The 20,722-nt window shown below is 72.4% G+C and carries 19 protein-coding genes and 2 tRNA genes; 8 read left to right on the plus strand and 13 right to left on the minus strand.

Features of this window, described 5'->3' with window-relative positions; translation table 11 throughout:
* Nucleotides 1-110: 110 nt before the first annotated feature.
* Entirely contained in the window at nucleotides 111-1,436 is a 1,326-nt protein-coding gene (locus tag NMK34_RS25955) for an ABC transporter substrate-binding protein (RefSeq protein WP_318335582.1), read from the plus strand.
* A gap of 44 nt (nucleotides 1,437-1,480) precedes the next feature.
* Here NMK34_RS25955 and NMK34_RS25960 read toward each other — a convergent pair whose 3' ends face one another.
* The 7 genes from NMK34_RS25960 to NMK34_RS25990 form a co-directional block, all read right to left on the minus strand.
* Nucleotides 1,481-1,729 carry a hypothetical protein gene (locus tag NMK34_RS25960; protein WP_091422247.1) on the minus strand — a complete coding sequence of 83 codons (249 nt, stop codon included), beginning with the start codon at nucleotides 1,727-1,729 and terminating at the stop codon, nucleotides 1,481-1,483.
* Between the two features lie 106 nt (nucleotides 1,730-1,835).
* Nucleotides 1,836-1,909 (minus strand) — tRNA-Met (locus NMK34_RS25965).
* Nucleotides 1,910-2,211: 302 nt separating this feature from the next.
* Nucleotides 2,212-2,285 (minus strand) — tRNA-Met (locus tag NMK34_RS25970).
* A gap of 50 nt (nucleotides 2,286-2,335) precedes the next feature.
* A complete protein-coding gene (locus tag NMK34_RS25975; RefSeq protein ID WP_318335583.1) occupies nucleotides 2,336-3,262 on the minus strand; it encodes a hypothetical protein in 927 nt (308 codons plus the stop codon).
* Nucleotides 3,252-3,761 (minus strand): RNA polymerase sigma factor, encoded by a 510-nt coding sequence (locus NMK34_RS25980; protein WP_318335584.1) that lies wholly within the window; start codon nucleotides 3,759-3,761, stop codon nucleotides 3,252-3,254. The genes NMK34_RS25975 and NMK34_RS25980 overlap by 11 nt, the downstream gene beginning before the upstream one ends.
* 148 nt (nucleotides 3,762-3,909) lie before the next feature.
* The gene (locus tag NMK34_RS25985; RefSeq protein WP_318335585.1) at nucleotides 3,910-6,900 is read right to left on the minus strand and encodes a UPF0182 family protein; all 2,991 of its coding nucleotides are present in this window, start codon (nucleotides 6,898-6,900) and stop codon (nucleotides 3,910-3,912) included.
* 127 nt (nucleotides 6,901-7,027) lie between these two features.
* Nucleotides 7,028-8,041 (minus strand): PDZ domain-containing protein, encoded by a 1,014-nt coding sequence (locus NMK34_RS25990; RefSeq protein WP_318335586.1) that lies wholly within the window; start codon nucleotides 8,039-8,041, stop codon nucleotides 7,028-7,030.
* A 115-nt stretch (nucleotides 8,042-8,156) separates the two neighbouring features.
* On the opposite strand from NMK34_RS25990, the gene NMK34_RS25995 reads away from it, so the two are divergent.
* Nucleotides 8,157-9,428 (plus strand): zinc-dependent metalloprotease, encoded by a 1,272-nt coding sequence (locus tag NMK34_RS25995; protein WP_082171395.1) that lies wholly within the window; start codon nucleotides 8,157-8,159, stop codon nucleotides 9,426-9,428.
* Nucleotides 9,429-9,739: 311 nt separating this feature from the next.
* Here the strand turns inward: NMK34_RS25995 and NMK34_RS26000 are convergent, their stop codons facing one another.
* Both NMK34_RS26000 and NMK34_RS26005 read right to left on the minus strand, forming a co-directional pair.
* Nucleotides 9,740-10,375 carry a hypothetical protein gene (locus NMK34_RS26000; protein ID WP_318335587.1) on the minus strand — a complete coding sequence of 212 codons (636 nt, stop codon included), beginning with the start codon at nucleotides 10,373-10,375 and terminating at the stop codon, nucleotides 9,740-9,742.
* 112 nt (nucleotides 10,376-10,487) lie between these two features.
* Complete coding sequence (locus NMK34_RS26005; protein WP_318335588.1) at nucleotides 10,488-11,009, minus strand: M48 family metallopeptidase; 522 nt, start codon at nucleotides 11,007-11,009, stop codon at nucleotides 10,488-10,490.
* 474 nt (nucleotides 11,010-11,483) lie between these two features.
* On the opposite strand from NMK34_RS26005, the gene NMK34_RS26010 reads away from it, so the two are divergent.
* From NMK34_RS26010 to NMK34_RS26020, 3 genes are all read left to right on the plus strand, one after another.
* Nucleotides 11,484-11,651: a DUF5679 domain-containing protein gene (locus NMK34_RS26010; RefSeq protein ID WP_007464795.1), complete on the plus strand. Its 168-nt coding sequence runs from the start codon at nucleotides 11,484-11,486 to the stop codon at nucleotides 11,649-11,651.
* Nucleotides 11,652-11,829: 178 nt separating this feature from the next.
* Nucleotides 11,830-12,942: a TOMM precursor leader peptide-binding protein gene (locus NMK34_RS26015; RefSeq protein ID WP_318335589.1), complete on the plus strand. Its 1,113-nt coding sequence runs from the start codon at nucleotides 11,830-11,832 to the stop codon at nucleotides 12,940-12,942.
* Nucleotides 12,943-12,952: 10 nt separating this feature from the next.
* Nucleotides 12,953-14,299, plus strand: a complete 1,347-nt coding sequence (locus tag NMK34_RS26020; RefSeq protein WP_318335590.1) for an AarF/ABC1/UbiB kinase family protein — start codon at nucleotides 12,953-12,955, stop codon at nucleotides 14,297-14,299.
* A gap of 318 nt (nucleotides 14,300-14,617) precedes the next feature.
* Here the strand turns inward: NMK34_RS26020 and NMK34_RS26025 are convergent, their stop codons facing one another.
* The 3 genes from NMK34_RS26025 to NMK34_RS26035 form a co-directional block, all read right to left on the minus strand.
* On the minus strand, nucleotides 14,618-14,983 hold the full coding sequence (locus tag NMK34_RS26025) for a WhiB family transcriptional regulator (RefSeq protein ID WP_013288404.1): 366 nt from the start codon (nucleotides 14,981-14,983) through the stop codon (nucleotides 14,618-14,620).
* Nucleotides 14,984-15,115: 132 nt separating this feature from the next.
* Nucleotides 15,116-15,370: a hypothetical protein gene (locus tag NMK34_RS26030; protein ID WP_318335591.1), complete on the minus strand. Its 255-nt coding sequence runs from the start codon at nucleotides 15,368-15,370 to the stop codon at nucleotides 15,116-15,118.
* A 129-nt stretch (nucleotides 15,371-15,499) separates the two neighbouring features.
* Nucleotides 15,500-17,623 carry an ATP-dependent DNA helicase UvrD2 gene (locus NMK34_RS26035; protein WP_318335592.1) on the minus strand — a complete coding sequence of 708 codons (2,124 nt, stop codon included), beginning with the start codon at nucleotides 17,621-17,623 and terminating at the stop codon, nucleotides 15,500-15,502.
* Nucleotides 17,624-17,714: 91 nt separating this feature from the next.
* Between NMK34_RS26035 and NMK34_RS26040 the strand changes: the two genes are divergently transcribed.
* A complete protein-coding gene (locus tag NMK34_RS26040; RefSeq protein WP_018784736.1) occupies nucleotides 17,715-17,957 on the plus strand; it encodes a mycoredoxin in 243 nt (80 codons plus the stop codon).
* A 57-nt stretch (nucleotides 17,958-18,014) separates the two neighbouring features.
* Here NMK34_RS26040 and NMK34_RS26045 read toward each other — a convergent pair whose 3' ends face one another.
* Nucleotides 18,015-19,370 (minus strand): MFS transporter, encoded by a 1,356-nt coding sequence (locus NMK34_RS26045; RefSeq protein ID WP_412098920.1) that lies wholly within the window; start codon nucleotides 19,368-19,370, stop codon nucleotides 18,015-18,017.
* Nucleotides 19,371-19,416: 46 nt separating this feature from the next.
* Between NMK34_RS26045 and NMK34_RS26050 the strand changes: the two genes are divergently transcribed.
* On the plus strand, nucleotides 19,417-20,397 hold the full coding sequence (locus NMK34_RS26050; RefSeq protein ID WP_135241923.1) for a helix-turn-helix domain-containing protein: 981 nt from the start codon (nucleotides 19,417-19,419) through the stop codon (nucleotides 20,395-20,397).
* Between the two features lie 71 nt (nucleotides 20,398-20,468).
* Complete coding sequence (locus NMK34_RS26055; protein ID WP_318335594.1) at nucleotides 20,469-20,708, plus strand: DUF397 domain-containing protein; 240 nt, start codon at nucleotides 20,469-20,471, stop codon at nucleotides 20,706-20,708.
* Nucleotides 20,709-20,722 lie beyond the last annotated feature (14 nt).

The following is a 20,722-nucleotide window of genomic DNA, read 5'->3' on the forward strand; positions in this document are numbered from 1 at the left end:
CACCATGACCGGCACGGACCGCCCGGCGCGCCCACCGCCGTCCCGCCCGGCGTTGACACCCGGCCGGGGGCCGGTGAAATGATCCGTCCACCCCACCTTCGGAGAGACCTTTGCGCGCTCCGCAGTCCGTACCCCGTCCCGGGATCGACCGGCGACGGTTCCTGGGCGCGCTCACCGGGCTGCCGCTCGCCGCCGGCGGGCTGCCGCTGCTGACCGGGTGCGGCCCGGAGGAGGTGGCCGCAGACGAGGGCCCGATCGAGCTGTCCGTGTTCTGGTGGGGCGGCGCCCGCCGGGCCGCGGCCACCGAACAGGCGCTGCGGCTGTACTCGCAGCAGCACCCGCGGGTCAGCTTCCGGGTCACTTGGCAGGGGCTGGGCGGCTACTACGACCGGCTCGCCACCCAGGCCACCGGCGGGAACGCGCCGGACCTGTTCCAGATCGACGACACCCTGCTCGCCGAGTACGCGGGCCGGGACATCCTGCTCGACCTCACCCGGTACGTCGCCGACGATCGGCTCGACCTGCGCGAGGTGCCGGAGCAGCTGGCCCGCTACGGCCGGGTGGACGAGCGCGCGGTGGGCGTGCCGGCCGCGCAGACGAGCGCGGCGCTGGTGTTCAACCGCCGGCTGCTGCGCCGGCTGGGCCAGCCCGAGCCGCGCACCGGGATGTCCTGGAAGGAGTACGTGAACTGGGCGGCCCGCGTCACCCGCGCCTCCGGCAACCGGGTGGCCGGCACCATGGACGCCTCCGGCGACTACCGGGCGTTCTGGCTCTGGCTGCGCGGCCAGGGCAGCGAGCTGTACCAGGGGCGGCAGCTCGGCTTCAGCTCCGCCGAGCTGCTCGCCTGGTTCGAGTTCTGGGAGGTGGCGCGCTTCGACCGGGCCACACCGAGCGCCGCCCTGGTCGAGCAGGCCGACAGCGGCGAGCTGGCCCGCCAGCTCGTGGTCACCGGGCACACCGCTGCCTCCTTCGCCTGGTCGCACCAGCTGCCCGAGTTGCAGGGCCTGACCGACGACGAGCTGGGCGCGGTGGCCTTCCCGGGTACGCCGGCCGCCCAGTGGCCCCGGGCGTCGATGTACTGGGCCGGTTTCCGGGGCACCCGCCACCCGGACACGGTGGTGGACGTGCTCGACTTCCTGACCACGAACGTGGCGGCCGGCCGGCTCCTCGGCGTCGAGCGCGGCCTGAACGCCAGCAAGCAGGTGCGCTCGTTCGTGGCGGCGGAGGTGACCGGCCGGGCCGAGAAGCGCATGGCCGCGCTCGGCGCCGAGCTGGACGACCTGGCCGGCCCGTCGCCCGCGCCGCCGCCGAAGGGGCACGCCGCGGTACGCGAGCTGCTGATCGACGCGGCCGAGAGCATCCGCGGCAAGCGGGCCGGCGCCCGTACCGCCACCTCCCGCTTCATGGCCCAGGCGAACGCCGCGCTCGCGAGCTGACCCACCCCTGTCCACCCCGCCCGCGTGGGCGGGGTGGGCGGGGATCAGCGCGGGGGGCGGTTGCGGCGGTTGCGGGTGAGCAGCACCACCAGCAGCACGATGCCACCGACCACCACGAGGCAGCAGAGCAGGCCGAGGAAGCCGAACCCGCCCCGGGAGCGCCGGCGCGCGGCCTCCACCACGATCTCGCCGGTGCCCGACGACGCCCAGGCCGCGACCGGTACGAAGACCGAGAGCACGACCGTACCGAGGACCGCGCCCAGGCGGCCCCACCACTTGTTCCATGCAGACATGACCCCATCCTCGCCGAGGCCCGCAACCGGGGCACGGCGGACAGGGCGGATGTCGCCGGACACGGCGAAGGGCCCCGGAGAGAACTCCGGGGCCCTTCGTCACGAGTAGCGGGGACAGGATTTGAACCTGCGACCTCTGGGTTATGAGCCCAGCGAGCTACCGAGCTGCTCCACCCCGCGTCGGCTCGTAAAGCTTATCGCACTCCGTTCCTGGAGATCAGCCGGGTACCCGGAATCCCCCTCGGGCGCCGCACGACGATCCGACGTCTCGCCCGGCGAGGTCGAGCCCGGGACTCTCTGGCCGGAAACGATATGACTGAGAGTCATAACCATGACTCTCAGTCATACGCGTCTCGGGACTTCTCTTCCGCCGGGCCGGTCGCGGACCGTGACCATGGCGTGCGACCCCCGCACAGGGGTGCGCAGGACACCGGCGAGAACGGCGAAGGCCCCGGAGAGAACTCCGGGGCCTTCGTCACGAGTAGCGGGGACAGGATTTGAACCTGCGACCTCTGGGTTATGAGCCCAGCGAGCTACCGAGCTGCTCCACCCCGCGTCGGCTCGACAACCGTAGCGCACCGACCCGGGGAGGCGCAAAACGGGTACTCAGTCCAGCCACCGCCGGATCGCCTCGACCGCCCGGCGGCTGTCCGCGTCGAACTGGGCGCGCTGGGTCGAGGTGCTCTCCCAGCCCTGTTCCCACAGCACCGTCACCACGTCGCCGGAGCGCACCGCGCGCACCAGGTGCACCTCGTCGCCGCCGCTCGGATCGCCGTTGGCGTCCCGGTACGGCGTCCGCGTCTCGAACAGCACCGACTCGTCGCCGTACCCGGTGTCGGGCAGCAGGCGCTGCCGCACCGTCGCCGGCGGCGTACCCCGGGCGGGCTGCTCGGGGCAGGCCCGCACCGCCGCGCGCAGCTGGGCCAGCGCGGTGCCGGCGCCCCCGGACCGGTAGATCGTGATGCTGTGCCGGTAGTTGCCGGACGGCACCTCGTCCGCCGGCGCGCCGGCCCGGCGGTACGGCAGCGACCGGGCCCGCTGCGCCACCACCCGCTCGTCGCCGGGCGTCGCGCCGCACAGCACCGGCAGCACCGGCCCCGGGCCGAAGTAGTTTCCGGTACCGGCGTCGTTCGCGGCGGGCAGCACGAAGAACGCCCGGTCCGGGATCGTGGTCGGGGTCACCGCGGCCGGCGGCGTGGTGGTCACGACCGGGCTGCGCGAGCCGGAGGTACGGCCGGCGGACGGCGACGGCGTGGCTGTCGACGGCGCGACCGAGGGCGCGGCGGACGACGGCAGCGGTGTGGGCGTACCCGCGGGGGGTGGAGCCGGGTCGGGGCCCGGCCCGGCGGCGAGCACCAGCTGACTGCCGGCCACCGTGCCCGCGACCAGCCCGGCGGCGGCCAGGACGGTGATCGCTGCGCGGCGCCTGGCCCAGCGGTCGGCGCTGCGGCGCAGCCGGTCCGGTGCCGGCAGCACCCGCTCGTCGGTGTCCGCGGCGAGGGACAGGTAGTAGCGGTGCAGTTCACGCGACATCGTTGACCTCCAGTTCCTCGGCGGCGACGCCGGGCAACAGCTCGGCCAGCCGGGCCCGCCCCCGGGACAGCCAGGACTTGACCGTGCCGGCGGGCACGCCGGCCTCCCGGGCGATCTCCTCCACCGGCAGGTCGAACAGGTAGTGCAGGGCGAGCGCCTGCCGGTACCGGGGCGGGAGCTGCCGCAGCGCCGCGACCAGCAGCACGGTGTCCTCGCCGGGTGGCCCGACGTCCGGTGGCGGGCCGGTACGGCTGGCCGCGAGGCGCCACCCGCGCAGCCGCCGGAACCGGTCCGTCGCCAGCCTGCTGATCACCAGTCGCAGCCACGCCTCCGGGGCGGGATGGCCGGCGAGCTTCGCCCACTGCCGCCAGGCCCGGGCGTACGCCTCCTGCACGAGATCCTGGGCCTCGGCCGGGTCGCCGGCCACCGCGTAGCCGTACCGGACGGCCCGCCCGGACGTGCTGCGGTAGAAGTCGTCGAAGCTGTCCGCGTCCCGCATGTGCCCTCCGCCCCCACACGTTCACCTGCACTGTTGACGGCGCGGCGGGGTCCGGGGTTGCGGCCGGGGAGTCCGTTTGACGACACGAGCCCGTGGTCCGGGTGACCGTTGCGGTCCCGGACCACGGGCTCGTGGTGTCAGTTCGGCGTCAGCCGCCCGGTGACGGCGCGGGCGACGTCGGCGCCGGTGGCGAGACGCTGCCCGACGGCGCCGGGTTGCCCGAGCCGTTCGCCGCGGCCTGGGCCTGCTGGAACGCGCTCATCGCCTCGTCCAGCGCCTTCAGCGCACGCCCGTACCGCTCGAAGTCGCCGGACGCCTGCGCGGCCTTGACCTCGCCGATCGCGGTCTGCACCCGGGCGGCCGCCTGGGCCAGCTCCCCGCTCATCGGCGGCGGCGTGTTGTTGTTGTCGCCCCCGGTCGGCGGCGGCGTGGGGTTGTCGTCGGTGCTGGGCGGCGGGTTGGTGTTCGGCGCCCGCTTGCCCTGCTCGACGAGCTGCTTGATGCCGTCGCTGAGGTTGTTGGCGAGCACCACGTACGAGCCGCCGTCACCGTAGGAGAGCAACACCTTCTGCAACAGCGGGTACGCGTCCTGGCTGCTGCTCTTCACGTACACCGGCTCGACGTAGAGCATGCCGTCGGCGAACGGCAGCGACAGCAGGTTGCCGTACTGCACCTGCGCCTGGTTGGACGACAGCAGGTTCAGCTGCTGCCGGATGTCGCCGTTGTTCGTCATCTGCTGGTGCACCTGCGTCGGACCGGAGATCCGGGTCTGGTCCGGCAGCTCCAGCACCTCCAGCTTCGGCTGTCCGTCGACGTACGACCCGGAGACCAGCGCGGCGAGGTTCTGCCGGCCGTTCGGGGTCACCGCCGAGGTCAGCTGGAAGCGTGGCCCGTCCTGCCCCGGGAACTGGGTGAACAGGTAGTACGGCGGCTGCTTCTGCCCGCTGTCCGGCGCGTCCGGCACGTTCGGCACCTGCCAGAAGTCCTGCCCGGAGTAGAAGTCGCCGGGGTCGGTGACGTGGAACTTGGTCAGCAGGTTGCGCTGCACCTTGAACAGGTCGGCCGGGTAGCGGAAGTGCTCGGCCAGCTCGGCCGGGATGTCGCCCTTGGGCAGCACCAGGTCACCGCCGAACGCCTTGTTCCACGCCTTGAGCACCGGGTCGGTGTCGTCGTACGAGTAGAGCTTGACCGTGCCGTCGTACGCGTCGACAGTCGCCTTCACCGAGTTGCGGATGTAGTTGACGTTCTCCCGGGCGAGCTGGAACGTGCCCCGGCCGGTCAGCTCGTCGGCCGTCTCGGCCTGGAGGTTGACCCGCTCGGCGTACGGGTAGGTCGCCGCCGTGGTGTAGCCGTCGATGATCCACAGGACGCGCCCGTTCACCACCGCCGGGTACGGGTCGCCGTCGAGCGTGAGGAACGGCGCGACCTTCTCCACCCGGTCGCGCGGGTTACGCACGTACAGCAGCTTCGAGTTCTCGTTCACCGCCTCGGAGAGCAGGAAGTTCGACTCCTGCTCCTTGATCGCGTAGAGCAGCCGGCGCGGGAACGAGCCGATCTTGACGCCGCCCTCGCCGGTGTAGGTGTAGTACTGCTCGCCACCGGTGGAGGTGGGCCGGTCGAACTCGACGTTGCGGTCACCGGCCTGCCCGACGATCGCGTAGTCGTTCGCCTCCATCCGCTCGCCGTAGTAGATCCGCGGCTGCTGGGCCGGGATCTCCTCGGTCGGCGCGGAACACGCCTCCTGCGCCTTCTCGCCGAGGAAGCCGGAGACGAAGTACGGCTGGCCGCCGCAGACCACCTGGTTCGCCGGGGCGGCCACCAGGCCGTACCCGTGGGTGTAGACGGTGTGGCGGTTGATCCAGTTGCTCTGCTGGTCGGTCAGCTCGCCGTAGTTGATCTCACGGACACCGACCACGTAGTCGGAGGTCTTGTCCTTGACCGAGTACCTGTCGATGTCCAGCTTCGAACCGAAGTCGTAGAAGCCGCGGACCTGCTGCAGCTGCGTGTACGTCTCGGAGACGAGCTGCGGGTCGAGCAGCCGGATGTTCGACACCACCGAGGTGTCGGTGGCCAGGCTGGCGGGTGGAACGAGGTTGCTGGCCGCGTACGGTGTGGTCTTCGCGCCTTCCAGGCCGAACGCGGACCTGGTGGCCTTGATGCTGCGTTCGATGTACGGCGCCTCCTTGTCCCGGGCGCTCGGCTTGACCTCGAACGTCTGCACGGCCCACGGGTAGATGCCGCCGATCGCCACCGCGGAGACGCCCAGCAGGGCCAGCGAGATGCCCGGCCAGACCAGGTTCCGCATCACCGCGTTGGAGAACACGATGATCGCCAGCGCCACCACGATCGAGATCCAGGCGAGGATCTCCTTCGCCGGGAGCAGCGCGTTCACGTCGGCGTAGCCGGCGCCGTAGAGCTTGGCGCCCTCGTTGTACTCCAGCAGCATGGCCCGCCGGTCCAGCACGTAGGCGACGGCCTTGAGCAGCACGAACACGGCGACCAGCGAGCTGAGGTGGGCGCGGGCGGCGTTCGTCATCCGGTCGCCGACGCCCTGGAGGCGCACGCCGCCGAAGATGTAGTGCACGGCGAGCGCGCCGAGCAGCGACAGCACCACCGCGGTGAAGCCGACGCCGAGCACGTAGCGCCAGAACGGCAACTGGAAGACGTAGAAGCCGACGTCGACGCCGAACTCCGGATCCTTCACACCGAAGTCACCGCCGTTGCGGAACAGCAGCCACTGGCCCCAGCGGCTCTGCGCGGAGAGGCCGGCGAACAGCCCGACGACGGCGGCGGCCAGCGCGATCCAGGTGCCGAGCCGGGGGCTCAGCAGCATCCGGTAGCGCTCCAGGGTCGCCTGCTCGGCCGAGTGCGGGCGCATCTTGGGCCGCAGCCGGTGGGCCAGCCAGAGGTTGCCGCCGACGAGCAGCGCCATACCGGCGCCGACCACCAGGAACAGCAGCAGCCGGGTGGCGAGCACGCCGGTGAAGACCTGGGTGTAGCGGACCTCGTCGAACCAGAGCCAGTCGGTCCAGGCGTTCACGCCCCACCCGAGGAGGGTGAACAAGATGAACACCCCGATCAGGACACCGATGGTGACGCGTCCGCGCCGGCTCATCCTCGGTAAGGGACTGCTACGCATGACCACTGTTGGCTCCGCACGCTCGATGTGATCGGCTCCGACCAGGCACCAAGAGTACGGGGTGTTCCTGAGCACGTCGGGTCAAGGTCACGTCACGATCCGCGCCGTGACCGCCGCCCGGCCCGCGTCAGCAGCGCGTCGGCTGTCCCCCGGCGCGCAGCGTCTCGAGTGCCGTCAATGCCTCACCCAGCGTGGCGACCTTCAGCAGCGGCAGGCCCGGTTGCGGGTTACGGGCCGCCTCGGCGCAGTTGTCGGCGGGCACCAGGAACGCCTTCGCGCCCGCGTCCTTGGCGCCGACCAGCTTCTGCGCGATGCCGCCGATCGGGCCGACGCGACCCTCGTCGTCGATGGTGCCGGTACCGGCGATGATCTTCCCACCGGTGAGGTCGGCCGGCTCCAGCTTGTCGATGATGCCGAGCGAGAACATCAGCCCGGCGCTCGGCCCGCCGATGTCACCCAGGTCGATCTTCAGGGTGAACGGGTGCGGCTGCTGCTGGTCGATCTCGACGCCGATGCGCGGCCGGCCGTCCTGCTCGCGGCTGGTCACCGTGGCCGTACCCGGGGTGCCGCCACGGGTGTAGCCGATCGTCAGCGCGGTGCCCGCCGGCTTCGCCCGGATCAGCTCGGTGAGCTTCGCCGCGCTCGTCACCGGCACCCCGTCGACCGATGTGACCACGTCGTCGGGGCGCAGCACGTCGACCGACGGGCCGCCCGGCGTGACCGCCTTGACCAGCACCTTGATCGGGTAGCCCAGCTCACGCAGCGCCGCCGTCTCGGCGCTGGTCTGCGAGTTCTGGAAGTCCTCCGCGTTGCGCTTCTCGACCTCCTCCTGCGACTCCCCCGGCGGGTAGACCAGCTCCCGCGGCACCACCGCCTCGTCCGAGGAGAACCATCCGGCAAGCGCCGACCGCAGCCGCACCGTCGGCTGCACACCGACTGTGGTGAGCCGGAGCTGACCGGCGGAGGTGGACGTCGCGCGGCCGGTCACCTGGATGACCTCCTTGCCGTCCTCGCTGCCCAGCGTGTTCACCGTCGGACCCGGGCCGAGCACCACGTACGGCAGCGGCACGCTCAGCACGCCGATGCTGAGCAGGGCGGTGAGCAGGGCACCGAGGAGGACGGTCACGCCGCGACGTCTCATGGGCCAGAGCGTACCGATCCGTCCCCTGCCATCCGGCGCGGTGACCGGCGGACTTCGCCCTCAGCGCAACGCCGAGTGGCACGACCTGCGGCGGGGCCCGCGTACCGTAGACGTCGTGCCTGATATTCCGTTCGGCTTCGCGCTCCCGGGTGGTCAACCACCGGACCCCAACGATCCCGCGGCGATGCAGCAGTTCATGTCGCAGTTGCAGCACCTGCTCTCGGCGCCGGGCAGCGGGCCGGTCAACTGGGACCTGGCCCGGCAGGTAGCCGCCAGCCAGCTCGCCGCCGCCGGCGATCCGGCGGTGTCGCCGTTCGAACGCAACGCGGTCGAGGAGGCGCTGCGCATCGCCGACCTGTGGCTGGAGCCGGCGACCTCGTGGCCCTCCGGCATCCGCACGTCGGTCGCCTGGAACCGCAACGAGTGGATCTTCAAGACGCTCGACGTGTGGCGCAAGCTCTGCGACCCGGTGGCCAGCCGGATGGTCGGCGCGATGGGCGACCTGGTGCCGCCGGAGGCCCGCGCCCAGCTCGGCCCGATGCAGTCGATGGTCGCCACGCTCGGCGGCGCCCTCTTCGGCGGCCAGCTCGGCCAGGCGCTCGGCTCGCTCGCCGCCGAGGTGCTCTCCGCCGGTGACATCGGCCTGCCGCTCGGCCCCGCCGGCACCGCCGCGCTCGTCCCCGCCAACATCAAGGTGTACGGCGAGGGCCTGGAGCTGCCCGAGGACGAGGTACGCCTCTACGTGGCCCTGCGCGAGGCCGCCCACCAGCGGCTGTTCCAGCACGTGCCGTGGCTGCGCGGGCACGTGCTGACCGCGGTGGAGAACTACGCCGCGGGCATCCGGGTCAACCGGGAGGCGATCGAGGAGGCGATGGGCCGGGTCGACCCGACCGACCCGGAGTCGATGCAGGCGATCGCGCTGGAGGGCATCTTCACGCCCGAGGACACGCCCGCCCAGAAGGCGTCGCTGGCCCGGCTGGAGACCGTGCTCGCCCTGGTCGAGGGCTGGGTCTGCCACGTCGTCGACAGCGCTGCCGGTGACCGCCTCCCCAACGTCGTACGCCTCGGCGAGGCGTTCCGCCGCCGCCGCGCCGCGGGTGGCCCGGCCGAGCAGACGTTCGCCGCGCTGGTCGGCCTCGAACTGCGGCCCCGCCGCCTGCGTGAGGCGACGGTGCTGTGGGCGGCGCTGACCGAGCACCGCGGCATCGCCGGGCGGGACGCGGTCTGGGGCCACCCGGACCTGCTGCCCTCCGACGACGACTTCGCCGCCCCGGAGGCGTTCGCCACGACGAGCACCGATCTCGACGACGAGCTGGCGAACTTCGACTTCTCCGCCCCCGGCGCACCGGAGGAGAAGTCCCCCGGCGAGGACGACGACAAGCACTGACGCGTACGCGGACGGGCCCGCACGGTTCACCGTGCGGGCCCGTCCGCGTCCCACCCCGTCCCCACCCCGCGAGTTCCTCTATCGGCTTGTTGCTGCGTCGAGCGCCGCCCATCGGGCGAGACTGGCGTTCCGAGAGGTGGGATCGGTGGAGATCTTGGCAGGAAGGGGCCCCCATGGCCGTTTCGTACCAAGATCTCTCGGAGCCGGGAGCCGGGAGCCGGGAGCCGGGGAGCAACTGAGAAGCCCACTCACAGATCGACGACGTCGGCGGGGTGGAGCGGTGTGGGCGCGGGCAGGGCGGCGGTGGGGTGTCAGACGGGGTGGCCGGACAGCAGGGCGCGGGTGGCCTCCCAGCCCTCGACGGCCGGATCGAGCGCGGCCAGGTCGGCGGGCCCGCGCAGGCGGTGCCAGCCGGCGGTGACCGCCACGTCGCCCGGGCTCGGTGCCGCCCGCCGCACCTCGGCCGGCGCGGTGGTGTCCAGGTCCAGCGTCGGCAGCCACGCCGGTACGGGCAGTCGCGCCGCCACTCCCAGCAGCCCGGTTCCGCTCCCCTCGACCGGAGCCACCGCCACCGGCCGGGTGGTGAGCGGCCGGAGCAGCTTGCCGAGCGTCAGCCCGGGCACGTCCGGCGCGTCCGCCGCCACCACCGCCACCTGGTCGTAGCCGCCCGCCCCGTCATCGCGGGCCGCCTGGTCGCCGGTGATCGCCGCGAACACCGCGTTCGGCGTGGGCTCGGGCACCTCGTACACCTGGGTGCCGGGCCAGACCAGGGCGTCGGCCAGCCATCGGTCCCGGCTGGTGACCGCGACGGCGGTCTCCACCTCGTTCAGCGTGGCGAGCAGGTCCACCACGTCCTCGGCGAGCGCGGTACGCCATCGCGCCGGATCGATTCCGGGCGGCGTCCAGGTCACCGGGCCGAGCAGCGCCACCACCACACGTCGCGACATTCGCCGACCTTAACCCCCGCCCCACCCGCGTCCGTTCACGATCATGAGGTTGGCGGTGACGAAGCGGACGAAACGCCAGGCCAACTTCATGATCGACCGCGATGGGCGGCGGTCAGGGGATGGCGGCGGTGGCGGCCACGCCCTCCAGGTAGCCGCGGGCGCGCTCCGACCTCGGGTAGCGGGCGACCAGCGCCCAGAAGTCGGCGTTGTGGCTGGGCACGATGAGATGCGCCAGCTCGTGCAGCAGCACGTAGTCGATCACCCAGTCGGGCATGTCCTGGACCCGGTGCGAGATCCGGATGGTGCGGTCGGCGGGCGTGCAGGAACCCCAGCGGCCGTTCTGGTTGGTCACCCAGCGGACGCTCGCCGGCGCGGCGGCCGACCCGTATTCGGTCAGGTAGAGGTCGATCAGGCGGGCGGCGCGGGCGAGCAGTTCGGCGTCCGAGCGGGCCAGCCGGCCCTCGCGGGCGGCGAGCCGGGCGAGCATCCGGTCGACCCACTCGCTCTCCTCGGCCCGGGAGAACTGGTCGGGGATCAGCACGACGACGCGCTCACCGTCCCGGTACGCGGACACCGTGCGCCGCCGACGCTGGCTGCGCCGCACCTCGACGACGGGCTTCCGCGTCACGGCCATTACCGGTCCGCGCAGCCTCGGTTGACTGTCACGATGGAAAGCTAATGCGTACTGACCAGGACTCCGCAAGAGTCAACACGACGACACGCGCCCGGAAAGTGGCGGTTGATTGTCAGGAGTCCGGAAAAAAATTCTTTGCGACGGTAGCTGACCATCACCTGACCGGCCCTGTTCACGTTAAGTGATCTACGACGAGTGACGGTCGGTGGGGCCGCGCGAAGCGGATCTGGGTGCATTCATCCGGCGTGTCCGCGCGAAACTGACTTATCCGACGTTACTCGGCATGCACACTCTCGACGTCGACTTGCTCACAGAGTCGGCGCACAGCTGACATGGAACTGCCCGTACCTGGGTAGGGTCCGCCAACCACGGTCAGGTGACTGACCGCGGAGAACCCCCCGGCGCCGGTGCCACGCGTGGGCCGCCGCAGGGAGACCGCCGGGCACCTCCGGCGGACGAGACGAGGAGGCTACCGTGGCCGACCAGGCCCAGACCTACAACGGTTACTGCGTGAAGTGCAAGGAGAAGCGGGACTTCGAGGGGCACGTGGAGGTCTCGAAGACCGGCATGAACATGGCCAAGGGCAAGTGCCCGGTGTGCGGCACAACAGTGAACCGCATCCTGGGCAAGGCCAAGGTCTGACCCGTACGACAGACACCGGGGAGGACGGCCGCCGGCCGTCCTCCCCGGTCGTGTAGCCGACAGAGTTACCGGCTAGTTGTGGAAAACCGGCGAGAACCTGTGGACAACGCTGGCCACGGCTCGCCGCACCTGTGGACAACGAGCGACGGAGCGCGCGGAGACGGTCACCATCAGTGGCGTGACCGACCCGACACCGCTCGTCCGTCCCGTCCTGCTCCCCGGCCTGACGCGGCTCTGGCGCGACCGGCACACGCTCCAGCTCGGCGAGCCGCCCGGCCGTGCGGTGCTGCTGGAGATGTCCTCTCCGGGGACGGCCCGCCTGCTCGACCTGCTCGACGGCACCCGCAGCGAACGCGTCGTGCTGGCCGAGGCGCGCGCCGCCCGGGTTCCGCCCGACGAGGCACGCGCCCTGTTCGACACGCTCCGGGACGCCGGGCTGGTGGTGCCGGCACAAGCACTGCTCCCCCGTGACCTCGCCGGGACGACACGGGCCCGCCTGACCGCCGAGGCCGCCGCGCTGGCGCTCGCGTCGCCCGACCTGCCCGGCACACCGGCCCGGCTGCTGCGCCGCCGCCGCGACGCCCGGGTGCTGGTCACCGGCACCGGACGACTCGGCGCGGCGGTCACCGTCGCGCTGGCGCAGGCCGGCGTCGGTCACGTCGTACCCGATCTGGCCGGCCCGGTCGGCGGCGGTGACCTGGTCGGGACCGGCCTGACCGCCGCAGAGCTGGGCCGGCCGCTGGCCCTCGCGGTACGCGCGGCGCTGGAGCGGTGCGCGCCCGGAACGGTCACCGTCCCGTCGCGGGCGACCCGGCCGGACCTGGTGGTGCAGCTCGGCGTCGACCGTCCGGCCGAGCTGCTCGCCACCGGGTACGCCCGCCGGCGCCAGCCGCACCTGCTGCTCGACCTGCGCGGCGGCGTACCGGTGATCGGCCCGCTGGTCCGCCCGCCCGTCGGTCCCTGCCTGCGCTGCCTCGACCTGCACCGCGGCGACCGGGATCCGGACTGGCCCGCGCTCGCCGCCCAGCTCGCCGCCGACCGGGGCGAGCGGGCCTGCGCCGCCGCCACCCGGCTCGCCGCGGCGGCCTTCGCGACGGCCGAGGTGCTGGCCCAGCTCGACGGCGCCCAGCCGGAGACGCTCGGCGGCGCGGTGGAGATCCGCGGGCCGGGCCGGGTCCGCTACCGACGGTGGCCGCCGCACCCCTCCTGCGGTTGCTGCCGGCGTCGCCCGATCCGGTCGGCCCCGGCCGCTACCCGCCGCACGGCAGCAGCGGAGGCCCCGCGTCGGTAACAATGGCCGGGTGACCGACATCCCGCGCCGGGCCGTGTCCCGCACCGCCAAACTCGCCGCCCTGCCGCTCGGGTTCGCCGGTCGAACCGTCCTCGGCATGGGCAAGCGGGTGACCGGCCTCGCGTCCGACGTCATCTCCGCCGAGATCCAGCAGCGCACCGCCGAGCAGTTGTTCAGCGTGCTCGGGCAGCTCAAGGGCGGGGCGATGAAGTTCGGCCAGGCCCTGTCGGTGTTCGAGGCGGCGTTGCCCGAGGAGGTCGCCGCGCCCTACCGGCAGGCGCTCACCAAGCTCCAGGAGGCCGCGCCGCCGCTGCCGGCCGCGACAGTGCACAAGGTCCTCGCCGAGCAGCTCGGCCCGGACTGGCGGGACCGGTTCGTCGAGTTCGACGACACCCCGGCCGCCGCGGCCAGCATCGGCCAGGTGCATCGGGCGGTCTGGCGCGACCCGGGGTACGAGGCGGAGGGCGGCCCCCGGCACCGGGACGTGGCCGTGAAGATCCAGTACCCGGGTGCCGGTGACGCCCTGCTCGCCGACCTCAAGCAGCTCTCCCGGCTCGGCGGTATGTTCCGGGCCATCCAGCCGGGGCTGGACGTGAAGCCGCTGCTGGCCGAGCTGCGCGAGCGCATCACCGAGGAGCTGGACTACGAGCTGGAGGCGGAGTCGCAGCGGGCGTTCGCGGCCGCGTACGCCGACGACCCGGACATCTTCATCCCGGAGGTGCTCGACGCCGCGCCGCGGGTGCTGATCACCGAATGGGTGGAGGGCATCCCGCTGTCGCAGATCATCCGGGAGGGCACCGAGGAGCAGCGGAACGAGGCCGGCCGGCTGATGGCCGAGCTGCACCTGTCCGCGCCGGAGCGGGCCGGGCTGCTGCACGCCGACCCGCACCCGGGCAACTTCCGGCTGCTCCCGGACGGCCGGCTCGGTGTGATCGACTTCGGGGCGGTGGCCCGGATGCCGCAGGGCACGCCCGAGCCGATCGGCCGGATCGCGGCGCTGGCGCTGCGCGGGGACGCCGACGCGGTGGTGGACGGGCTGCGCGCCGAGGGCTTCGTCAGCCGTACCGAGTCGATCGACGCCCCGGCCGTGCTCGACTTCCTGCGTCCGATGCTGGAGCCGATCGCCGCCGACGAGTTCCGTTTCACCCGGGCCTGGCTGCGCGCCGAGGCGACCCGGCTGGCCAGCCCGCGCTCCCCCGCCTACCAGCTCAGCCGGCAGCTCAACCTGCCGCCGTCGTACCTGATGATCCACCGGGTCACGCTGGGGTCGATCGGGGTGCTCTGCCAGTTGGAGGCGAAGGCGTCCTACCGGTCGATCCTGGAACGCTGGCTGCCGGGCTTCGCGCCGGTGGCCTGAGCGCAAGCCGGCGCCGGAAGACTACGAAGGGGCGGTGACCTGGTCGGTCACCGCCCCTTCCTCACGATCGTCCTACAGAACGCCCAGGTCGCGGGCCGATTGGCTGCGACTCCGCATGGCGACGGTACGGGCGGAACGGGTTGCCTCAGTGCTCGTGGTGGTGCGACCGGCCTGAGGCCGGCGCATTCGAGCCCTGGACAACGCTTCGTGGAGTAGTTGCATCTCGAATCCGTTCGGCAGGTTCAGCATCAGGGTTTCTCTTTCAGGTCGGCCGGTGGAGGGACACCGGCATCGGTTCGGGTTCGGAACGTAGGTGTGTCAGGCTGCCAGCCGGACGGAGCTCCGCGACTCGGACAGCCCGCTGGCCGCCAGTCGCGCCTCCGCCTCGACCCGGAGCTGCGCGTCACGGGCGAGGTCCTCCTTGCGCGGACGGCCACGGGGCCGCTTGCGCGGGACGACCGCGCCACGCTCGAAGATCTCGCCGCCCCAGACGCCCCAGGGCTCCGCTCGCTCCACCGCACCGGCCAGGCACTCGACGCGCAGCGGGCAGTCCCCGCAGAGCGACTTGGCCAGCTCGAGCTCGGCGGGCGAGTCGGAGAACCACAGGTCGGGGTCGAACTTCCGGCAGGGCAGGTTCGCCTCCACGTCGACGCTCACGTCGAGGGGGGCCAACGCCAGACTCATCCTCCGGTCACCTCTCTCTCACTTCGATCTCGTGGATCGCATTCCGACGTACTTCGGCGGGACAAAAAACTGAGGCCGCGGATCCCGGTATGCGGGTTCCGCGGCCTCGAGGTGAGCCGGTGGTCTGATGGATCAGACCGGTCTACCTCGAGGTGGAACACCGCGGACATCCGTGCGCTTCGTGGCGCCATCGATGCCCTTGCCCGCGAAGCCACTGGTCCCCTCGACTCCGGCGATCGGCGCAACGGTCAGGTTCAGCTCGGCCTGAACCGGAACCTGGTGCACCTGCGGAGCCGACGGTCGAGCGGCGAGGGCCACCCGGACAGCCGACAGCGGAGCGACGGCAGACGGCATCGCCGCAAGACGCTCATAGGTGAAGATCTTCATTGGTGCCACCTCCCTACTCTCCTCGTGCCGACCGTGGACTCATCCCCGTTGAGCAGCCAGAACGGCGCCGCTCGCGAGGTGTGCCATGAGGCTATTCCTCGTCCTCGGGGGAGGGCAAACGATTTACGGCTAGTTTTCAGAAGTTTTCTGTGGGCAGACGTCGTCCACCGTGGCGCCCGCCACCAGGGCGAGCACCGTATCCCCGTAAAGCCCGACTTTTCGGGGCCCGATCCCGGCGATCGCCACCAGTTCCTCGGTGCGTCCGGGCTTCCGTTCGGCCAGCGCGGTCAGGGTGGCGTCGGTGAAGACCACGTACGCCGGCACCTTCTGCGCGCCCGCCACCCGCTGCCGCCACTCGCGCAGCCGCTCGTACAGCTCCTCGTCGATGTCGGACGGGCAGGTCGGGCAGCGGCCCAGTTTGCGGTCCGCGCCGGCGAGCAGCGTGGCGCCGCAGATCCGGCAGGAGACCACCTGCGGCCGGCGCCGCTCGGCCCGCCGCGCCGGCCCGGCGCCGCCGGCCCGCTCGCCGCCGCCGGACCGGTCGAGCTGCGGCAGGAACCGCGACGGCCGCCGGGCCCGCCCACCCGGCGAGCGGGCCGTGGCGTACGACAGCCAGAGCCACTCCCGGGCCCGGGTGATCCCGACGTAGAGCAGCCGCCGTTCCTCCTCGACCTGCTCCATCGTCTTCGCGTACGTGGTGGGCAGCGTGCCCTCGGCCAGCCCGACCAGGAACACCGCGTCCCACTCCAGCCCCTTCGCCGAGTGCAGCGACGCGAGTGTCACCCCCTCGACGGTGGGCACGTGCTGCTGGGCGGCCCGCCGGGCGAGTTCCTCGGTGAACCCGGTCAGGCCGGGTTCCTCCTCGGCCTGCGCCGCGTACTCCTCGGCGAGCTGGACCAGCGCGGCGAGCGCCTCCCACCGCTCGCGGGCGGCACCGCCGGGCGGTGGCGCGTCGGGCGCCCAGCCGACGGCGGTGAGCGCCTCGACCACGGCGGCCGGCAGCGGGGTCCCCGCGTCGGCCGACCGGGTGGCGGCGCGCAACGCGATCATCGCCTGGCGCACCTCGGGCCGTTCGAAGAACCGCTCCGCGCCCTGGAGCACGTACGGCACACCGGCCTCGGACAGCGCCTTCTCGTACGCCTCGGACTGCGCGTTGGTGCGGAACAGCACCGCGATCTCCCGGGCCGGGGTGCCGCCCGCGACGAGCGCCCGGCAGCGCGCGGCGACCGCGTTCGCCTCGGCCGGCTCGTCGGTGAAGATCCGCAGGTCGGGTTCCGGGCCGGGCCGGCGCTGGCCGTGCAGTTCCAGCCGCAGCCGCGCCTCGGTGCCCCGGGCCTGCGAGATCACCGCGTTGGCGAGCCCGACGACCTGCGGGGTGGAGCGGTAGTCGCGGACCAGCCGGACGACTGTCGCGCCCCGGTGCAGGCGGGGGAAGTCGACCAGGTATGACGAGGTGGCGCCGGTGAACGAGTAGATCGTCTGGCTGGCGTCGCCGACCACTGTGAGGTCGTCCCGGCCGCCCAGCCACGCCTCCAGCAGCCGCTGCTGGAGCGGGTTGACGTCCTGGTACTCGTCGACCACGAAGTGCCGGTACTGGTTGCGCACCTGCTCGGCCACGTCCGGGTGCTCCTCGATGCCCCAGACTGCGGCACGCAGCATGTCCTCGAAGTCGATCACCCCGTTGCCGCGCTTGAGCCGCTCGTACGCGTCGAACACGTCTGCCACCCGGGCCGGCTCGTACGGCGTCTCGCGCAGCGCCTTGGCCGCGGCGACGACGTACTCCCCGGGCTCGACCAGCGACGACTTGGCCCACTCGATCTCGGCGGACAGGTCCCGCGCGGCGGCCCGGTCGGCGCGCAGGCCGACCTTGGCGGCGGCGAGCGTGACCACCCGCACCTTGCTGTCCAGCAGTTCCGGCATGGCCCGCCCGGCCAGCAGCCGGGGCGCGAAGTAGCGGACCTGCCGCAGCGCCGCGGCGTGGAACGTGCGCGCCTGCACCCCCTGCACCCCGAGCACGCCGAGCCGGCTGCGCATCTCGGCGGCGGCGCGGGCGGTGAAGGTGACCGCCAGCACATGCCGGCCGGCGATGTCGCCGGTCAGCGCCCGGTACGCGATCCGCGAGGTCACCGCCCGGGTCTTGCCGGTGCCGGCGCCGGCCAGGATGCAGACCGGCCCGGCCGGGGCGGTCACCGCTGAGCGCTGCTCCGGATCCAGCCCGGCCAGCACCTGTTCCGCCGCTGAGTGAACGCCCACAGCAGGGAATCATCCCAGCATCGTGTGACGTTGCAGCGGTTAGCCTGGCCTGATCGGACCGGGCGCGAGTCACCCCTTGGAGGATCAGACCATGCTGACGATGTATTCCACCCCGTGGTGCGGCTACTGCCACCGGCTGAAGTCGCAGCTCGACCGGGAGGGCATCGCGTACGAGGTGGTCGACATCGAGCAGGATCCGACGGCCGCGGACTTCGTGATGAGCGTCAACGGCGGCAACCAGACCGTCCCGACGCTGCGCTTCGCCGACGGCAGCGCCCTGACGAACCCCTCGATCACCCAGGTCAAGCAGCACCTCGCGGCGCTGCCCGGCTGATCTCCCGCGACACCACGAGCGGCCGTACCCGATCCGGGTGCGGCCGTTCGCCGTCGGTCAGGAGCCTCCGCGGCTGAGCACCCCGTCGTCGGCCGGCCGGCGTTGTGACGGGATCCGGACCGGCGCGGCGACCGGCGTGGTCAGCCCGCGGCCCCGCCACAGGTAGAGGCCGGCCGCCGTGGTGACGGCACCGACGAGGGCGAACAGCAGCCGGTAGTCGAACACGCCGACGAGCAGCGCGCCGGTGCCGATGGAGAACGCCTGCGGACCGCTGACCAGGGCCTCGGACGCGGCGGTGACCCGGCCGAGCAGCCACGGCGGCGTCCGCCGCTGGATCAGCGTGTTCAACCCCACCATGGTCAGCGGCAGCGACAGACCGGCCAGCAGCAGCGCCACCACCCCGAGCCACAACCGGGGGTACGCCAGCGCCAGCGCTGCCGGTCCGAAGAACGTCACGCCCGCGGCGAGCGCGCCGACCTCGCCGAACCGGCGGACCACGGCGGCCGAGAACAGGCCGCCGACCAGCCCGCCGACGCCCTGCACCATGACCAGCACGCCGACGAACGCGGCGTCGCGGTGCAGACCCAGATCGACGTACGCGAAGATCAGCGACTCGGTGAAGCCCATCACCAGCGAGCCCAGCCCGTATCCGAGCAGCGCCCGGCGCAGCGCCGGCTCGCCGGTCAGGTGGCGCAGCCCAGCGCCCAGTTCGGACGGCCCGCGCCGATCCGGGCGCGACGGTGTGCGCTCCTCCACCCGCAGCCGCACGACCACCGCCGCCGCGGTCAGGAATCCGGTCATGGCCAGCAGCACCAGCAGCCAGCCGCCCACGGCGGCGTACACGCCCGCCCCGGCCAGCGGACCGATCAGCCGCAGCCCTTGCCGGACGGTCTGGAGCAGCCCGTTCGCGTCGGCGAGCAGCTCGGGCGGAACCAGATGCCGGATCAGGCCGTTGAGTACGGCGGTGAGCGTGATGTACGACAGCCCGTAGAGCGCGGCTACCACGTAGATCACCCAGACGTCGGACCGGTCCCGGACCGTGAGCAGCGGGCCGAGCAGCACCGCCGCGACCAGGTTGGCGGCGATGAAGAACTGCCGCCTGCGGTAGCGGTCGACCACCCAGCCGACCAGCGGGGCGAGCGCCATCGGCGCGATGACCGCGAAGATGGTCGCCCCGGCCATGCTGTCCGAGCCGGTCAGGTCCTTGACCCAGACGGCCAGGGCGAGCAGCAGGACCGACTCCGCCGCCATGCTCGCGACGAGCGCGGCGAACAGGAGACGGAAGTCGGGGCGGCGCAGGACGGTGCGCATCGGGGTCCCTCCACGGTCCTCTTTTTGTCTCGTGACACGCCCGTGCCGGAGCCTCCGACGCCGGTCGCGCCGTCCATACTGACCGTGGGGGGCGAATTTCATACAGTTACCGTCGCGTCAAGCGACGGTCGACGGGAAAGAGGACGCCGTGCCTCCTGCCGTACCAGGCCCGATTCTGCGCCGTCGTCGACTCGGCACCGAGCTGCGTCGGCTCCGCGAACAGGCCGGTCTGACCGGTGACCAGGTCATCGAGCGGATCGGCTGGGCCTCCGCATCCAAGTTGTCCCGCCTGGAGAACGGCCGCAGCCGTCCCGACCCGGACGACGTGGACGTCCTGCTGACGCTCTACGGCGCCGACGAGGAGCAGCGCGCGGAGCTGACCGGGATCACCCACGAGGCCGGCGACATGCGCGGCTGGCTGCGCAACTTCCCGGTGATGACCCAGCAGCAGCGCGCCTTCGCCGAGCTGGAGGCGGGTTGCGCGGAGATCTCCGAGTACAACCCGGTGCTGGTGCCGGGGCTGTTGCAGACGCCCGGGTACGCCCGGCACCGGATCCTGTCCGCCGCGCAGGTCGCCGCCGAGGCCGGCGACCCGGAGACCGAGGATCCCGAGACCGAGGTACGCGCGCGGCAGGCCCGCCAGTCGCTGCTGACCCGCTCCCCCGACGTGCCCCGCTACACGGCGGTGCTGGAGGAGGCGGCGCTCGGCCGCCGGGCCGGGCCGCCGGAGGTGCTGCACGAACAGCTCGTCCACCTGTGCGAGATGGCGCTGCTGCCGAACGTGACGCTGCGTCTGCTGCTGCGGGACACCCGGGTCGGTGACTGGTACCTTCCGCCGACCGCGTTCTCGGTCTATCGGTTCGCCGATCCTCTCGATCCGGAGACACTCGCCATCGAAGGTGGGTTCACCGACGTCATGTCGACCGAGGTAAACACCCTAAATCGCTATAAAGTGGTGTTCGAGTGGCTATGCTCGTCGGCACTCTCCGCATCGGACACCCTCTCCTGGTTGATCGAGGCGACGGGACGGCTGACCGGCACGGCAGTCGAGTCCACGGTGGCGTACGGGCCGGCAACGGCGCCGGCCCAGCGTCGCCGGGACTCGGGGCGCCTCACCACGGAACGGTGATCCGGCACGGACACCGCCCGCGCTCCGGCGTCGCTCGGTCCCATCGGAGCACCTCACCAGGAGCAAGCACCATGAACGAGATCCACACCAGCACGACCGCCGGCTCGGGACGGCTCGCCGGCGCCGCCTGGCGCAAGAGCACCCGCAGCCAGACCTCCAACTGCGTGGAGGTCGCACCGCTCGGCTCCGGGCCGGCCACCGTGGCGCTGCGGGACAGCAAGGACCCGAGCGGGCCGGTGCTGCTGTTCGACCGGGCCGGTTGGCTCGGCTTCCTCGCCGGCACGAAGAGCGGTCAGTTCGATCTGGACTGATCCGGCGAACCACG

This window comes from Micromonospora sp. BRA006-A, from assembly GCF_033433935.1.
Lineage (GTDB): Bacteria > Actinomycetota > Actinomycetes > Mycobacteriales > Micromonosporaceae > Micromonospora > Micromonospora aurantiaca.

Bases quoted from the DNA above. Each gene is read 5' to 3' on its own strand.
- NMK34_RS25960 (WP_091422247.1), bottom strand. From the start codon at position 1,729: ATGTCTGCATGGAACAAGTGGTGGGGCCGCCTGGGCGCGGTCCTCGGT.
- NMK34_RS25975 (WP_318335583.1), bottom strand. From the start codon at position 3,262: ATGTCGCGTGAACTGCACCGCTACTACCTGTCCCTCGCCGCGGACACC.
- NMK34_RS25980 (WP_318335584.1), bottom strand. From the start codon at position 3,761: ATGCGGGACGCGGACAGCTTCGACGACTTCTACCGCAGCACGTCCGGG.
- NMK34_RS25985 (WP_318335585.1), bottom strand. From the start codon at position 6,900: ATGCGTAGCAGTCCCTTACCGAGGATGAGCCGGCGCGGACGCGTCACC.
- NMK34_RS25990 (WP_318335586.1), bottom strand. From the start codon at position 8,041: ATGAGACGTCGCGGCGTGACCGTCCTCCTCGGTGCCCTGCTCACCGCC.
- NMK34_RS26000 (WP_318335587.1), bottom strand. From the start codon at position 10,375: ATGTCGCGACGTGTGGTGGTGGCGCTGCTCGGCCCGGTGACCTGGACG.
- NMK34_RS26005 (WP_318335588.1), bottom strand. From the start codon at position 11,009: ATGGCCGTGACGCGGAAGCCCGTCGTCGAGGTGCGGCGCAGCCAGCGT.
- NMK34_RS26025 (WP_013288404.1), bottom strand. From the start codon at position 14,983: ATGAGTCTGGCGTTGGCCCCCCTCGACGTGAGCGTCGACGTGGAGGCG.
- NMK34_RS26030 (WP_318335591.1), bottom strand. From the start codon at position 15,370: ATGAAGATCTTCACCTATGAGCGTCTTGCGGCGATGCCGTCTGCCGTC.
- NMK34_RS26040 (WP_018784736.1), top strand. From the start codon at position 17,715: ATGCTGACGATGTATTCCACCCCGTGGTGCGGCTACTGCCACCGGCTG.
- NMK34_RS26045 (WP_412098920.1), bottom strand. From the start codon at position 19,370: ATGAAATTCGCCCCCCACGGTCAGTATGGACGGCGCGACCGGCGTCGG.
- NMK34_RS26055 (WP_318335594.1), top strand. From the start codon at position 20,469: ATGAACGAGATCCACACCAGCACGACCGCCGGCTCGGGACGGCTCGCC.